At 60.4% G+C, this 14,303-nt stretch carries 15 protein-coding genes; 13 read left to right on the forward strand and 2 right to left on the reverse strand.

The genetic code is table 11. The annotated features are described in order from the left end of the window. Positions 1-8 precede the first annotated feature (8 nt). Complete coding sequence (locus ACM6IT_RS11390; protein ID WP_414918019.1) at positions 9-941, reverse strand: lipid A biosynthesis lauroyl acyltransferase; 933 nt, start codon at positions 939-941, stop codon at positions 9-11. 118 nt (positions 942-1,059) lie between these two features. Between ACM6IT_RS11390 and minC the strand changes: the two genes are divergently transcribed. The 7 genes from minC (at position 1,060) to ACM6IT_RS11425 (ending at position 7,794) form a co-directional block, all read left to right on the forward strand. Next, positions 1,060-1,797, forward strand: a complete 738-nt coding sequence (minC, locus tag ACM6IT_RS11395) for a septum site-determining protein MinC (protein ID WP_056722299.1) — start codon at positions 1,060-1,062, stop codon at positions 1,795-1,797. A gap of 202 nt (positions 1,798-1,999) precedes the next feature. Further along, positions 2,000-2,812, forward strand: coding sequence for a septum site-determining protein MinD (minD, locus tag ACM6IT_RS11400; protein WP_007974946.1), 813 nt, complete (start codon positions 2,000-2,002; stop codon positions 2,810-2,812). A 3-nt stretch (positions 2,813-2,815) separates the two neighbouring features. After that, on the forward strand, positions 2,816-3,070 hold the full coding sequence (minE, locus tag ACM6IT_RS11405) for a cell division topological specificity factor MinE (protein WP_007974947.1): 255 nt from the start codon (positions 2,816-2,818) through the stop codon (positions 3,068-3,070). 91 nt (positions 3,071-3,161) lie between these two features. Further along, complete coding sequence (locus tag ACM6IT_RS11410; RefSeq protein ID WP_046037585.1) at positions 3,162-3,797, forward strand: RluA family pseudouridine synthase; 636 nt, start codon at positions 3,162-3,164, stop codon at positions 3,795-3,797. A gap of 132 nt (positions 3,798-3,929) precedes the next feature. After that, positions 3,930-5,219, forward strand: a complete 1,290-nt coding sequence (locus ACM6IT_RS11415) for a M18 family aminopeptidase (protein ID WP_223532888.1) — start codon at positions 3,930-3,932, stop codon at positions 5,217-5,219. A gap of 52 nt (positions 5,220-5,271) precedes the next feature. Then, positions 5,272-5,562 (forward strand): hypothetical protein, encoded by a 291-nt coding sequence (locus ACM6IT_RS11420; protein ID WP_056721789.1) that lies wholly within the window; start codon positions 5,272-5,274, stop codon positions 5,560-5,562. Positions 5,563-5,688: 126 nt separating this feature from the next. Beyond that, positions 5,689-7,794: a mechanosensitive ion channel family protein gene (locus tag ACM6IT_RS11425; protein WP_263291791.1), complete on the forward strand. Its 2,106-nt coding sequence runs from the start codon at positions 5,689-5,691 to the stop codon at positions 7,792-7,794. A 76-nt stretch (positions 7,795-7,870) separates the two neighbouring features. Here the strand turns inward: ACM6IT_RS11425 and ACM6IT_RS11430 are convergent, their stop codons facing one another. After that, complete coding sequence (locus ACM6IT_RS11430) at positions 7,871-8,584, reverse strand: UTRA domain-containing protein (RefSeq protein WP_414913143.1); 714 nt, start codon at positions 8,582-8,584, stop codon at positions 7,871-7,873. A 363-nt stretch (positions 8,585-8,947) separates the two neighbouring features. Between ACM6IT_RS11430 and ACM6IT_RS11435 the strand changes: the two genes are divergently transcribed. The 6 genes from ACM6IT_RS11435 (at position 8,948) to ACM6IT_RS11460 (ending at position 14,257) form a co-directional block, all read left to right on the forward strand. Then, positions 8,948-10,015: an ABC transporter substrate-binding protein gene (locus ACM6IT_RS11435; protein ID WP_056721783.1), complete on the forward strand. Its 1,068-nt coding sequence runs from the start codon at positions 8,948-8,950 to the stop codon at positions 10,013-10,015. A 132-nt stretch (positions 10,016-10,147) separates the two neighbouring features. Beyond that, a complete protein-coding gene (locus ACM6IT_RS11440; RefSeq protein ID WP_414918020.1) occupies positions 10,148-10,954 on the forward strand; it encodes an alkaline phosphatase family protein in 807 nt (268 codons plus the stop codon). Between the two features lie 5 nt (positions 10,955-10,959). Beyond that, positions 10,960-11,796 carry an ABC transporter permease gene (locus ACM6IT_RS11445; protein ID WP_162252402.1) on the forward strand — a complete coding sequence of 279 codons (837 nt, stop codon included), beginning with the start codon at positions 10,960-10,962 and terminating at the stop codon, positions 11,794-11,796. Next, positions 11,783-12,583, forward strand: a complete 801-nt coding sequence (locus tag ACM6IT_RS11450; protein WP_056721777.1) for an ABC transporter permease — start codon at positions 11,783-11,785, stop codon at positions 12,581-12,583. The genes ACM6IT_RS11445 and ACM6IT_RS11450 overlap by 14 nt, the downstream gene beginning before the upstream one ends. Next, a complete protein-coding gene (locus ACM6IT_RS11455; protein ID WP_414918021.1) occupies positions 12,580-13,569 on the forward strand; it encodes an ABC transporter ATP-binding protein in 990 nt (329 codons plus the stop codon). Before ACM6IT_RS11450 ends, ACM6IT_RS11455 begins: the two co-directional genes overlap by 4 nt. A gap of 34 nt (positions 13,570-13,603) precedes the next feature. Beyond that, the gene (locus ACM6IT_RS11460) at positions 13,604-14,257 is read left to right on the forward strand and encodes an HAD family hydrolase (RefSeq protein WP_414918022.1); all 654 of its coding nucleotides are present in this window, start codon (positions 13,604-13,606) and stop codon (positions 14,255-14,257) included. Positions 14,258-14,303 lie beyond the last annotated feature (46 nt).

Below are 14,303 nucleotides of genomic sequence, written 5' to 3' on the forward strand. Positions count from 1 at the left end.
ACGGTTACTCAACCGCGCTTGGCGTACAACTTCGCCTCGCCCGGTGGACGGCTCTTGAAGCGGCGGTGGGCCCACAGGTATTGCTCGGGATGCTCTCGCAGAACGCTTTCGATCCATTGGTTGATGCGCAGGCAATCCTCTTCTTCGGTTTCGCCGGGGAAGCCTTCGAGCGGCGCATGGATCACCAGGTGATAACCGCTGCCGTCCGCCAGACGCTCCTGGGTGAACGGCACCACCAGCGCCTTGCCCAGCCGCGCAAACTTGCTCGTGGCGGTGACGGTCGCGGCCTGAATACCGAACAGCGGCACGAAGATGCTTTGCTTGGCGCCGTAGTCCTGATCCGGTGCGTACCAGATCGCCCGGCCCGAGCGCAGCAACTTGAGCATGCCGCGCACGTCTTCGCGTTCCACCGCCAGCGAATCGAGGTTGTGCCGCTCGCGGCCCTGGCGCTGGATGTAGTCGAACAGCGGATTCTTGTGCTCGCGGTACATGCCGTCGATGGTGTGCTGCTGACCGAGCAACGCCGCGCCGATTTCCAGCGTCGTGAAGTGCAGGGCCATCAGGATCACGCCCTTGCCTTCGCGCTGGGCCTGCTGCAAATGCTCCAGCCCTTCGATATGAGCGAGACTCGCCAGGCGCTTGCGCGACCACCACCAGCTCATCGCCATCTCAAAGAAAGCGATGCCGGTGGAGGCGAAGTTTTCCTTGAGCAGGCGTTTGCGTTCGGCGGCGGTCTTTTCAGGAAAACACAGTTCCAGGTTGCGCTTGGCAATGCGCCGTCTGTCGCCGGCGACCCGATACATCAAGGCACCCAGGACACGACCGATCCACAGCAGTGCCGGATACGGCAGCTGGACGATCAGCCACAACAGCCCCAGGCCACACCACAACGGCCAGAAACGTGGAGATAGAAATGCTTTTCGAAAACGCGGGCGGTCCATTAATGCTTCCGGAATGACAATGGCCGCGCATTCTACATCGTTCGACCCGGCTTGCGGCCCGCGGGCGTTCTCGTTATAAGTCTCGGCACTTTTAGTGACAAGTCGTTGTATGCCGACCATGAGCCAAACCGAACCGCTAGACCAAGATCCCGTGTTCCAGTTGAAGGGCAGCATGCTGGCCATTACGGTGCTGGAGCTGGCCCGTAACGACCTCGAAAGCCTTGATCGGCAACTGGCCGCCAAGGTCGCCCTGGCGCCGAACTTCTTCAGCAACGCGCCGCTGGTACTGGCCCTGGACAAACTCCCGGCCAACGAAGGCGCGGTCGATCTGCCAGGGCTGATGCGCGTCTGCCGCCAGCATGGCCTGCGTACCCTGGCGATCCGTGCCAGCCGTATCGAAGACATTGCCGCCGCCATCGCGGTCGACCTGCCGGTGCTGCCACCGTCCGGCGCCCGGGAGCGTCCACTGGACCTGACCGAAGGCGAACCGAAGAAAAAACCGGAAAAACCGCCCGAGCCGACCATCAAGCCGACGAAAATCATCACCTCGCCAGTACGTGGTGGCCAGCAGATTTATGCCCAGGGCAGCGATCTGGTGGTGATCTCCTCGGTGAGCCCGGGGGCGGAACTTCTCGCCGATGGCAACATCCATGTATACGGCCCGATGCGTGGTCGCGTGTTGGCCGGCGTCAAGGGCGACACCAAGGCGCGGATTTTCTGTCAGCAAATGAGTGCTGAACTGATTTCCATCGCCGGGCATTACAAGGTTTCCGAAGATCTGCGCCGCGACCCTCTATGGGGTTCGGGTGTGCAGGTCAGCCTGTCCGGCGACGTGTTGAACATCATTCGGCTTTAACGGATACTGCCGCATTTTCCAAGCATCTCTAAAACGTAGCGAAAACGGCTCAAACGAAGTAGGAAAAAGGCCGAAAGCAGTGTTTACCGGGGGTAAACGCCGCTCAAAACCGGATTCCAGCCAAGGCTGTCCGACTGCAGTAGTTTTTCAGGAGATGTTTTTCAGGGACTGAAAAGTCCTTCTTCCTTAGGGGTGAAACACCTTGGCCAAGATTCTCGTGGTTACATCCGGCAAGGGTGGTGTGGGTAAGACCACCACCAGCGCCGCTATCGGTACCGGCCTCGCTCTGCGCGGCCACAAAACAGTGATCGTCGACTTCGACGTGGGCCTGCGTAACCTCGACCTGATCATGGGTTGCGAGCGTCGCGTGGTGTATGACTTCGTCAACGTGGTCAACGGCGAAGCCAATCTGCAACAGGCCCTGATCAAAGACAAGCGCCTGGAAAACCTCTACGTGCTGGCCGCCAGCCAGACCCGCGACAAAGACGCGCTGACCGTCGAAGGCGTGGAAAAAGTCCTGATGCAACTCAAGGAAGACTTTGAGTTCGTGGTCTGCGACTCCCCGGCGGGCATCGAGAAAGGCGCCCACCTGGCCATGTACTTCGCCGATGAAGCGATCGTCGTGACCAACCCGGAAGTCTCCTCGGTACGTGACTCCGACCGCATGCTTGGCCTGCTGGCCAGCAAGTCCCGTCGCGCCGAGCGTGGCGAAGACCCGATCAAGGAACACCTGCTGATTACCCGTTATCACCCGGAACGTGTGAGCAAAGGCGAAATGCTCGGCGTAGAAGACGTCAAGGAGATCCTTTCGGTGACCCTGCTCGGCGTGATCCCTGAATCCCAGGCGGTGCTCAAGGCATCCAACCAGGGTGTTCCGGTGATTCTCGACGACCAGAGCGATGCCGGCCAGGCCTACAGCGATACCGTTGACCGCCTGCTGGGCAAGACCGTGGATCATCGATTCCTTGATGTACAGAAGAAGGGATTCTTCGAGCGCCTGTTTGGAGGCAACTAAGCAATGAACCTTTTTGACTTCTTTCGTGCCAACAAAAAGCAAAGCACCGCGTCGGTAGCGAAAGAGCGTCTACAGATCATCGTGGCGCACGAACGCGGCCAACGCAGTACCCCGGACTACCTGCCAGCCTTGCAGAAGGAACTGGTCGAGGTGATCCGCAAGTACGTCAATATCGGGTCCGATGACGTGCATGTCGCACTGGAAAGCCAGGGCAGCTGCTCGATTCTGGAACTCAATATCACCCTGCCAGATCGCTGAGTCGATCCGCCAGGAGCCACGGCGGCTCAGGCCCCTTCTGCAACCGGAAGGGACCTGAGCCGCCGTTGGCGTTTGTTACGAGGCTGTTTTAATGCCGTTGTCCAATATCCACATCATCCATCAGGATGCCGCCGTACTGGTGGTGAACAAGCCGACCCTGTTGCTCTCTGTCCCTGGCCGGGCCGATGACAACAAGGACTGCCTGATTACCCGCCTGCAGGAAAACGGCTACCCGGAAGCGCGAATCGTCCACCGGCTGGACTGGGAGACGTCCGGCATCATCCTGCTGGCCCGCGACCCGGATACCCATCGCGAACTGTCCCGGCAATTTCACGACCGCGAAACCGAAAAGGCCTACACCGCCCTGTGCTGGGGTCAGCCGGAACTGGACAGCGGCAGCATCGACCTGCCGTTGCGCTACGACCCGCCGACAAAGCCTCGGCATGTGGTCGACCATGAGTTTGGCAAACATGCGCTGACTTTCTGGCGCGTGCTCGAGCGTTGCGGCGACTGGTGCCGCGTCGAGCTGACACCGATCACCGGCCGTTCCCACCAGTTGCGCGTGCACATGCTCTCGATTGGCCATCCGTTGCTGGGTGACGGGCTCTATGCCCACGAGCAGGCGCTGGCGGCCTGGCCGCGATTGTGCCTGCACGCGAGCATGCTCAGCTTCACCCACCCGCAAAGTGGCGAGCGCCTGCGCTTCGAGTGCCCGGCACCATTCTGAAAATGTGGGAGCAAGCCCGCTCCCACAGGGTGCTCCTTCACATTCATCTTCGCTATCCACTCCAACATCAGCCCACCGCCAATTCCATGGCCAATACGTTAAACTGGCGCCACTGCTGTCTGGAGCTACTTTATGCGCGAAGAGTTGAACCAAGGCCTGATCGATTTCCTCAAGGCCTCCCCTACCCCGTTCCATGCCACCGCCAGCCTTGTCCAGCGTCTGGAAGCGGCGGGCTATCAACGCCTCGACGAGCGTGAGCCCTGGAATACCGAAGCCAACGGTCGCTACTACGTCACCCGCAACGACTCTTCGATTGTCGCGATCAAGATGGGCCGTCATTCACCGCTGCACGGTGGCATTCGCCTGGTCGGTGCCCACACCGACAGCCCGTGCCTGCGCGTCAAGCCGCAACCGGAGCTGCAACGCCAGGGCTTCTGGCAACTGGGCGTCGAAGTCTATGGCGGCGCGCTGCTGGCGCCGTGGTTCGACCGTGACCTGTCCCTGGCGGGGCGCGTAACCTTCCGTCGAGATGGCAAGGTCGAAAGCCAGTTGATCGACTTCAAGGCACCGGTCGCGATCATTCCGAACCTGGCGATTCACCTCAATCGTGAAGCCAACATGGGCTGGGCCATCAACGCCCAGACCGAACTGCCGCCGATCCTCGCGCAATTTGCCGGTGACGAGCGCGTGGACTTCCGCGCAGTACTCACCGACCAGCTCGCCCGCGAACACGGCCTGAATGCCGACGTGGTGCTCGATTACGAGCTGAGTTTCTACGACACCCAAAGCGCGGCGGTCATTGGCCTGCATGGCGATTTCATCGCCGGCGCGCGTCTGGACAACCTGCTGTCGTGCTACGCCGGCCTGCAAGCGCTGCTGACGACCGACACCGACGAAACCTGCGTGCTGGTTTGCAACGACCACGAAGAAGTCGGTTCCTGCTCGGCCTGTGGTGCCGACGGCCCGATGCTTGAGCAAACCTTGCGACGCCTGTTGCCTGAAGGTGATGAATTCGTACGCACCATCCAGAAATCCCTGCTGGTTTCGGCTGACAACGCCCACGGCGTGCATCCGAACTACGCCGACAAGCACGATGCCAACCACGGCCCGAAACTCAACGCCGGCCCGGTGATCAAGGTCAACAGCAACCAGCGCTACGCCACCAACAGCGAAACCGCCGGGTTCTTCCGCCACCTGTGCATGGCTGAAGAAGTGCCGGTGCAGAGCTTCGTGGTGCGCAGCGACATGGGCTGTGGTTCGACCATCGGCCCGATCACCGCCAGCCACCTGGGCGTGCGCACCGTGGACATCGGCCTGCCGACGTTCGCCATGCACTCGATCCGCGAGCTGTGCGGCAGCCATGACCTGGCGCATCTGGTCAAGGTGCTGAGCGCGTTCTACGCCTGCCGCGAATTGCCGTAACGCCGGTAGGAGCTGCCGCAGGCTGCGATCTTTTGATTCTGATTTTGACGCCATGATTGTCGCCGAAGATCAAAGGATCGCAGCCTTCGGCAGCTCCTACACACATCACACCAGCCGCATCAAAAGCGGCCTAGACTTCAAGTATCCCTACGACAAGGCTGTCTCCATGATTTCGATGTCTACCTTCCACGCCATGCTGATTCCGATTCTTGCCGGGATGCTCCTGCTGGCCGTCGGTTTCAACTTTCGCGATAAAAATGCCGGCGTGTTTGCCATGTGGATCGGCATGCTGACCATTCTCGCGACCGTGGTGATCAAGATCCTCGCCAAACTCAACGAATAATTCATCGTCCCTGGCTCGCATTGATTTTGACGGGCTCGTACACTCGGTCGATCCGCTCCCTGCGAGGTTGACCGCCTAGTGTTCGCTCGTCTTTTTGCCCTCCCTTGTTTTTTCCTTGTCTGCCTGATGACACTGCTGTCAGTGGCGCCTGCCCAGGCCGCCGGCCTGCCGGGCCTGCTCACCAACCAGGCCAAGGCCCAGCCCGAAGCACAGGAACCGCTGGGGCAATCCCTGGACGAAGTGATCAAGTCGCTGGAAAACGACCAGCAACGCAGCAAGCTGCTGGCCGACCTGAAAAAGCTCCGCGACACCACCAAACAGGCCCAGCCGATTACCGAAGAAGGCGTGCTGGGCCTGATTGGCGGAACCCTGACCACTATCGAGAAGAAATTTACCGGCGACGACAGTCCGCTCACGCGCTGGTCCAGTGAGCTCGATCAGGCCAGGGAAGAACTGGCGGCGCTGGCGCTGCCGGCCAATGAATGGCTGCCCATGCTGTTCGCCTTCGCCATGATCCTGATGGTCTGGAGCCTGCTGGCCGCCGCGCTGATCTGGATCAGCCACCGCGTGCGGATGCGTTTCGGCCTGACCGAAGAACTGCCACAGCACCCCCGGGCCCTGGACATGCTGCGTTTTGCCCTGCGCAAACTCGGGCCATGGCTGATTGCCCTGGTGATCACGGTCTACATGAGCTACGCCCTGCCCTCGTCCCTGGGCAAGAGCCTGGCGATGGTGCTGGCCTATGCACTGGTGGTCGGCACCTGCTTCTCGGCCATCTGCGTGATTGCCTTTTCCCTGCTCGATGGCCCACACCGCCACCGCGCCCTGTACATACTGCGGCACCAGGCGTTTCGGCCGCTGTGGCTGATCGGCAGCTTCGCCGCATTTGGCGAAGCCCTGAGCGATCCGCAGCTGGTCGCCAGCCTCGGCAGCCATCTGGCCCATACTGCCGCGACTGTTGCCAATGTCCTGGCCGCGCTTTCCACGGGGCGCTTCATCCTGCGCTTCCGCCGGCCGATCGCCCACCTGATCCGCAACCAGCCGCTGTCCCGGCGCCTGACCCGCCGTGCGCTCAACGACACCCTGTCGATTCTTGGCACCTTCTGGTACGTACCGGCACTGGTACTGGTGGCAATCTCCCTGTTCGCGACGTTCATTTCCGCCGGCGACACCAGCACCGCCCTGCGCCAGTCGCTGATCTGCACCGTCTTGCTGGTGTTGTGCATGGTCATCAACGGCCTGGTACGCCGCCAAGGCCTCAAACCCCAACGCGGTATCCGGCGCTACGCGGTGTATTCGGAACGGCTGAAAAACTTCTTCTACACCATTGTTCACCTGTTGGTGTGGCTGGCCTTTATCGAACTTGGCCTGCGGGTCTGGGGCATGTCATTGATCCGCTTTACCGAAGGCGACGGCCACGAAGTCAGTGTCAAACTGTTCAGCCTCGCCGGCACATTGCTGTTCGCCTGGCTGATCTGGATTCTCAGCGATACCGCGGTGCATCACGCGCTGACCCGCTCGCGCAAAGGCCTGGCCAATGCCCGCGCGCAGACGATGATGCCGCTGATCCGCAATGTGCTGTTCATAGCGATTTTTATCATCGCGCTGATTGTCGCCCTGGCGAACATGGGCATGAACGTCACCCCCCTGCTGGCCGGTGCCGGCGTGATCGGCCTGGCCATCGGTTTTGGTGCGCAGTCGCTGGTAGCCGACCTGATTACCGGGTTGTTCATCATCATCGAAGACTCCCTGGCCATCGACGACTACGTGGATGTCGGCGGCCACCTCGGTACGGTCGAAGGGCTGACCATCCGCACCGTGCGCCTGCGGGACATCGACGGCATCGTCCACACCATTCCGTTCAGTGAAATCAAAAGCATCAAGAACTACTCCCGTGAATTCGGCTACGCCATCTTCCGGGTAGCGGTGCCGGCCAACATGGACATCGACAACGCCATCAAACTGATGCGCGAAGTCGGCCAGAAAATGCGCACCGATCCGCTACAACGACGCAATATCTGGTCGCCGCTGGAGTTCCAGGGGGTGGAAAGCTTCGAGTCGGGCAACGCCATCCTGCGCGCCCGGTTCAAGACTGCGCCGATCAAGCAGTGGGAAGTGTCGCGAGCGTTCAACCTGTCACTCAAGCGACACATGGATGAAGCCGGACTGGATCTGGCGACACCGCGGATGAGCATTCAGGTGATTACCGCCGGTGGTGGCCCGCAGGAGTAGGAGCTGCCGCAGGCTGCGATCTTTTGATTTTGGCCTTTAAAGGATGCAGCCTGCGGCAGCTCCTACAAAGGCAGCGTCAGACAACATCCACCCCGACATGAATCGCATCATGCCGCCAGAACTCCAGATCACAATCGATCAGCCGCTCATGCTGGTCATAGTTGACCCGGGCAATCCGCAAGCCCGGGCTGCCTGTTGACACCTTTAACGCTGCCGCCGCATCCACCGACAACGCCGTGGGCACAATCTCGAAGCGCACCCGTCCGTAGTGCAAATCGTAATGCCGCGCATACAACTCGGTGATCGACTGATTCAAATCGAAATCGAGGATCCCGGGAAAGTACCGCGGGTTCAGATAGTGCTCCACATACAGCACCAGTCGCCCGTCGATCCGCCGTGCGCGGCAGATCTGAATCACGCTCGACAGCGCCGGCAATTGCAGCCAGGCACACACCGCCGCCGATGCCGGTTGCAATCGCGCCGAAATCACCTCGGTGGACGGCACCCGCCCCTGGGCGCTGACCATCGCGTGAAAGTGGCTGCGCTGCATGAGGTTGTAGGCCAGGCGCGGCGGCGAGACGAACCAGCCGCGACGCTCCTCGCGATAAATCTGCCCCTGTGACTCCAACTGCAACAACGCTTCACGCAAAGTGATCCGCGTGGTACCGAACAATTCACTGAGCTTGCGCTCGGCCGGCAATTTGCTGCCCGGGGTCAACAGTCCATGGTCGATCTGCTCCTGAAGCACCTGGCCGATGGCTGTTACCGCTTTTGTTGCCTCTTCACGCATCAACGTTTCCTTTCTGGACTAGACCAGCACCATTTCAGGGCTGAACCACAGCGTAAACCGGCTCATTCAATAGTCCTGCAAGCGTAGGCAGCGCAGATGACCAAGATGTGACAAAGCCGCCCAACGGTCGCCATTCTCTGGCCTCAACAACCTGCAATTCATCGGCCAAGCCCCTTTCCCTCCGGGGCCTTGACCATGGTCTACGCTTAGCAGGCCAGTCGCGATACCGCTGAACAAAAAGACATTCCGGGCGACGAACGACATCAAAGTGTCATCCAGTCCCCTTAAATTGGCTCAGGTATTGCTGACCTAGACCAACACAACCGCAATCGCAGCGTAGAACACGACCCAAGGAGCTTCGGAATGAAAAAGCTTTTCCTGGCATCACTGTTAGGCTCGACCATCGCTATGTGCACCGCCGCCATGGCGGCCGACACCGATTTGAAAACCCTCGAAGCCGCCGCAAAAGCGGAAGGCGCCGTCAACAGCGTCGGCATGCCCAATGACTGGGCCAACTGGGCCGGCACCTGGAAAGACCTGAGCGACAAGTACGGCCTCAAGCACATCGACACCGACATGAGCTCGGCCCAGGAAATCGCCAAGTTCGCCGCGGAAAAAGACAACGCCAGCGCCGACATCGGCGACGTCGGTGCAGCGTTCGGCCCGATCGCGGTCAAGCAAGGCGTGGTCCAGCCTTACAAGCCTTCGACCTGGGATCAGATTCCAGCCTGGGCTAAGGACAAGGACGGCAACTGGGCACTGGCTTACACCGGCACCATCGCTTTCATCGTCAACAAGAAGTTGCTGCACGGTTCCGAAGTGCCGACCAAGTGGGCTGACCTCAAGACCGGCAAGTACAAGGTTTCCATCGGCGACGTGAGCACTGCTGCCCAGGCTGCGAACGGCGTACTGGCCGCGGCTCTGGCCAATGGTGGCGACGAGAAAAACCTCAAGCCTGCCCTGGATCTGTTCGCCGACATCGCCAAGCAGGGTCGCCTGTCGATGTCCAACCCGGTCATTGGTGCCATGGAAAAAGGCGAAATCGAAGTCGGCGTGGTCTGGGACTTCAACGGCCTGAGCTACAAGGCCAAGATGGCCAATCCAGATGACTACGTGGTGCTGATCCCGTCCGACGGCTCGGTGATCTCCGGCTACACCACCATCATCAACAAGTACGCGAAAAACCCGAACGCCGCCAAGCTGACCCGCGAATACATCTTCAGCGACGCGGGCCAGATCAACCTGGCCAAGGGCAACGCTCGGCCGATCCGCGCCGACCACCTGACCCTGCCAGCCGAGGTGCAGGCCAAGCTGCTGCCTAACGAGCAGTACAAGAAGGTTACGCCGATCAAGGACGCGGACGCCTGGGAAAAGACCTCCAAGGCCCTTCCTCAGAAGTGGCAGGAAGAAGTCATCATCAATATGCAGTAATGCTGCATCTGTAGGAGCTGCCGCAGGCTGCGATCTTTTGATTTTGCTTTTCATAGGCAAGGTCCAAAGATCGCAGGCTTCGCCAGCTCCTACGACGATCTGATCAGATTTGATTTCGGAGTCATCGCCCCTATGAAACACAACGTCATCCTTGTCGTGCTCGACGGCCTCAACTACAAGGTTGCCCGCCACGCCATGGGGCACCTGCAGGCGTACGTCGGCGCCGGACGCGCCGCACTCTACAGACTGGAGTGCGAGTTGCCGTCCCTGTCCCGCCCGCTGTACGAATGCATCCTGACCGGCGTTGCGCCCATCGACAGCGGCATCGTCCATAACAATGTCTCGCGCCTGTCCAACCAGCGCAGCATCTATCACTACGCCACCGACGCAGGCCTTGTCACTGCTGCGGCGGCCTATCACTGGGTCAGCGAGCTGTACAACCGTTCGCCCTTCGTCGCGGCCCGGGACCGTCACACCGATGACCCGCAACTGCCGATCCAGCACGGGCATTTCTACTGGAACGATCACTATCCGGATTCGCACCTGTTCGCCGACGCCGAAAACCTGCGCCTGCGTCATGCGCCGAACTTCCTGTTGATCCACCCGATGAACATCGACGATGCCGGGCACAAGCACGGCCTCGACACCCCGCAGTACCGCAACAGCGCCCGCTCGGCCGACATCATCCTGGCCGACTACCTGCAAGGCTGGCTCGATGCCGGCTACCAGGTGCTGGTCACCGCGGACCACGGCATGAACAACGACCGCTCCCACAACGGCCTGCTGCCGGAAGAACGTGAGGTGCCGCTGTTCGTGCTCGGTGACGCATTCAGCCTCGACGCCGGTGCCGCGCCGAAACAGACCGAAATCTGCGGCATTGTCTGTGAGTTGCTCGGCGTCCCCCACGACAAACCGGTCTGCCGGGAGCTGTTGAAGTGAATGCCATGACCCGCAGTAAATGGCTGGCAGCCTTATGCCTGGTCCCGTTCGCGCTGTTCTTCATCGTATTCGAGATCGCACCGCTGACCTGGGTGATGATCAACAGCCTGCAATCGGAAGAATTCGGCTGGGGCCTGGCCAACTTCAGCAAAATCTTCAGCTCGAAGTTTTACCTGCAAGCCATCCAGTACAGCCTTGAGATCAGCTTCTGGTCCAGCGTGTTCGGGATCATCATCGCCATACTGGGCGCCTACTCCCTGCGCCGGGTCGATTCGAAACTGCGCAACTTCGTCAACGCCTTCGCCAACATGACCAGCAACTTCGCCGGTGTCCCCCTGGCCTTCGCATTCATCATTTTGCTCGGCTTCAACGGCAGCTTCACCATCATGCTCAAGCAAGCCGGCATCATTCAGGATTTCAACCTGTACTCGAAAACCGGGTTGATCATTCTCTACACCTACTTCCAGATTCCCCTCGGCGTGCTGCTGCTGTACCCGGCCTTCGATGCGCTGCGCGAAGACTGGCGCGAGTCGGCTTCACTGCTCGGCGCCGACGGTTGGCAGTACTGGCGGCACATCGGCCTGCCGGTGTTGACGCCGGCACTGCTGGGCACCTTCGTGATCCTGCTGGCAAACGCCCTCGGTGCCTACGCCACGGTGTACGCCCTGACCACCGGCAATTTCAACGTGCTGCCGATCCGCATCGCGGCAATGGTGTCCGGTGACATTTCCCTGGACCCGAACCTGGCCAGCGCCCTGGCCGTAGTGCTGGTGGCCTTGATGACCCTGGTGACCATCGTGCATCAGTTGCTGCTGAAGAGGAGCTACCATGTCTCGCGTTGAACTGGGGCCCGTCGGTGTCTACCACCGCGTCGTGGTGTACCTGCTGTTTGCCATCCTGCTGTTGCCGCTGGCCGGCACGCTGATCTACTCGATCGCCAGCAGTTGGTCGGCGACCATTCTGCCCAGCGGTTTCACCCTCAAGTGGTACATCCAGTTGTGGAGCGATCCGCGCTTCCTGAATGCGTTCGGGCAATCGTTGCTGGTCTGCGTCGGTTCGTTGATTCTTTCGGTCGTGCTGATTCTGCCGCTGCTGTTCGTGGTGCATTACCACTTCCCGAAACTCGACGCGCTGATGAACATCCTGATCCTGCTGCCCTTCGCCGTGCCACCGGTGGTGTCGTCGGTGGGGCTGTTGCAGCTCTACGGCTCCGGACCGTTCGCCATGGTCGGGACGCCGTGGATCCTGATCGGTTGCTACTTCACCGTGGCGCTGCCGTTCATGTACCGGGCCATCACCAACAACCTGCAGGCGATCAACCTGCGCGACCTGATGGACGCCGCCCAGTTGCTCGGCGCCAGCACCTTTCAAGCGGCGCTCCTGGTGGTACTGCCGAACCTGCGCAAGGGCCTGATGGTGGCGTTGCTGCTGTCGTTCTCGTTCCTGTTCGGTGAGTTCGTGTTCGCCAACATCCTGGTTGGTACCCGCTACGAAACCCTGCAGGTCTATCTCAACAACATGCGCAACAGCAGCGGTCATTTCACCAGTGCGCTGGTGATTTCCTACTTCTTCTTTGTGCTGGTTCTGACCTGGATTGCCAATATCTTGAACAGGGACAAAAGCGAATGAGCTATGTCAGCGTCCAACATCTTCAGAAAAGCTTCGCCGGAACCACGGTGTTCAGCGACATCAATTGCGAAATCCAGAAAGGCGAGTTCGTCACCCTTCTCGGCCCGTCCGGTTGCGGCAAATCCACCCTGCTGCGCTGCATCGCCGGCCTGACCTCCGTGGATGGTGGCAAAATCCTGCTCGACGGACAGGACATCGTGCCGGCGAGCCCGCAGAAACGCGGGATCGGCATGGTGTTCCAGAGTTATGCGCTGTTCCCCAACATGACCGTGGAACAAAACGTCGCCTTCGGCCTGCGCATGCAAAAGGTCAATGCCGATGACAGCGGCAAACGCGTCGCCGAAGTGCTGAAACTGGTGGAGCTCAATGACTTTGCCGCGCGTTACCCGCATCAGCTCTCGGGAGGGCAGTGCCAGCGCGTTGCCCTCGCCCGCTCCCTGGTGACCCGGCCACGCCTGTTGCTGCTCGACGAGCCGTTGTCGGCCCTGGACGCGCGCATTCGCAAGCATCTACGTGAACAGATTCGCCAGATCCAGCGCGAACTGGGCCTGACCACGATTTTCGTCACACACGATCAGGAAGAAGCCCTGACCATGTCTGACCGGATTTTCCTGATGAATCAGGGAAAAATCGTACAAAGCGGCGACGCCGAAACCCTCTACACCGCACCGGTGGATGTGTTCGCCGCCGGTTTCATCGGCAACTACAACCTGCTGGATGCCGACAGCGCCTCGAAGCTGCTGCAGCGTCCGATCAGCAAGCGCATCGCCATTCGCCCGGAAGCCATCGAACTGAGCCTCAATGGCGAACTGGACGCGCAGGTACGCAGCCACAGCTTGCTGGGCAACGTGATTCGCTACCGGGTCGAGGCCCGGGGCGTGGAATTGGTGGTGGATGTGCTGAACCGCTCGGCGGCCGACCTGCATCCCGATGGTCAGCGCCTGGCGCTTTCCATCGATCCGACGGCCCTGTGTGAGGTAGCCTGATGCCTTTGCTGACGCTGAAGAGAGAACTGCACTGATGGCCCTGGCAATTTTTGATCTGGACGAAACCCTGATCCACGGCGACTGCGCCTCACTGTGGAGCGAGCAAATGGTCCGCCTCGGCTGGGTCGATGGCGAATCGTTCCTGCGTCGCGACAAGGAGTTGATGGATGCCTACGGAAGGGGCCATCTGGCCATGGAAGACTACATGGCCTTCAGCCTGGAACCCTTGATTGGTCGTACACCTGAAGAGGTCGCGCACCTGGTTGGCCCATGGGTGGAAGACTGCATCGAGCCGATCATTTTCAGTGACGCCACCAAGACCATCGCCGCCCATCGCAAGGCCGGCGACCGGATCCTGGTGATCTCGGCCTCGGGCACCCACCTGGTCGGCCCCATTGCCGAGCGCCTGGGCATCGACGAGATTCTCGGCATCGAACTGGAAGTGGCTCATGGCGTTTACAGCGGCCATACCGTTGGCACCCTGACCTACCGCGAAGGCAAGATCACCCGCTTGCTGGAGTGGCTGGATGCGGAAGAGGAAAACCTCGAAGGCGCGAGTTTCTATTCCGACTCACGCAACGACCTGCCGTTGTTACTGAAAGTGGACTTCCCGCATGTGGTGAATCCGGATCCAGTGCTGCGCGAGCAGGCCGAAAAGGCTGGCTGGCCGATACATCTCTGGAAGTAACCGAAAAGATCGCAGCCTGCGGCAGCTCCTACAGGAGATTGCATTC

Origin of the sequence: Pseudomonas sp. IT-P4 (assembly GCF_949767755.1) — a bacterium.
Taxonomy (GTDB): domain Bacteria; phylum Pseudomonadota; class Gammaproteobacteria; order Pseudomonadales; family Pseudomonadaceae; genus Aquipseudomonas; species Aquipseudomonas monachiensis.

Bases quoted from the DNA above. Each gene is read 5' to 3' on its own strand.
- ACM6IT_RS11415 (WP_223532888.1), top strand. From the start codon at position 3,930: ATGCGCGAAGAGTTGAACCAAGGCCTGATCGATTTCCTCAAGGCCTCC.
- ACM6IT_RS11425 (WP_263291791.1), top strand. From the start codon at position 5,689: ATGACACTGCTGTCAGTGGCGCCTGCCCAGGCCGCCGGCCTGCCGGGC.
- ACM6IT_RS11460 (WP_414918022.1), top strand. From the start codon at position 13,604: ATGGCCCTGGCAATTTTTGATCTGGACGAAACCCTGATCCACGGCGAC.
- ACM6IT_RS11450 (WP_056721777.1), top strand. From the start codon at position 11,783: ATGTCTCGCGTTGAACTGGGGCCCGTCGGTGTCTACCACCGCGTCGTG.
- ACM6IT_RS11455 (WP_414918021.1), top strand. From the start codon at position 12,580: ATGAGCTATGTCAGCGTCCAACATCTTCAGAAAAGCTTCGCCGGAACC.
- ACM6IT_RS11390 (WP_414918019.1), bottom strand. From the start codon at position 941: ATGGACCGCCCGCGTTTTCGAAAAGCATTTCTATCTCCACGTTTCTGG.
- ACM6IT_RS11445 (WP_162252402.1), top strand. From the start codon at position 10,960: ATGACCCGCAGTAAATGGCTGGCAGCCTTATGCCTGGTCCCGTTCGCG.
- ACM6IT_RS11410 (WP_046037585.1), top strand. From the start codon at position 3,162: ATGCCGTTGTCCAATATCCACATCATCCATCAGGATGCCGCCGTACTG.
- ACM6IT_RS11440 (WP_414918020.1), top strand. From the start codon at position 10,148: ATGAAACACAACGTCATCCTTGTCGTGCTCGACGGCCTCAACTACAAG.
- ACM6IT_RS11430 (WP_414913143.1), bottom strand. From the start codon at position 8,584: ATGCGTGAAGAGGCAACAAAAGCGGTAACAGCCATCGGCCAGGTGCTT.
- minE (WP_007974947.1), top strand. From the start codon at position 2,816: ATGAACCTTTTTGACTTCTTTCGTGCCAACAAAAAGCAAAGCACCGCG.
- ACM6IT_RS11420 (WP_056721789.1), top strand. From the start codon at position 5,272: ATGATTGTCGCCGAAGATCAAAGGATCGCAGCCTTCGGCAGCTCCTAC.
- minC (WP_056722299.1), top strand. From the start codon at position 1,060: ATGAGCCAAACCGAACCGCTAGACCAAGATCCCGTGTTCCAGTTGAAG.
- ACM6IT_RS11435 (WP_056721783.1), top strand. From the start codon at position 8,948: ATGAAAAAGCTTTTCCTGGCATCACTGTTAGGCTCGACCATCGCTATG.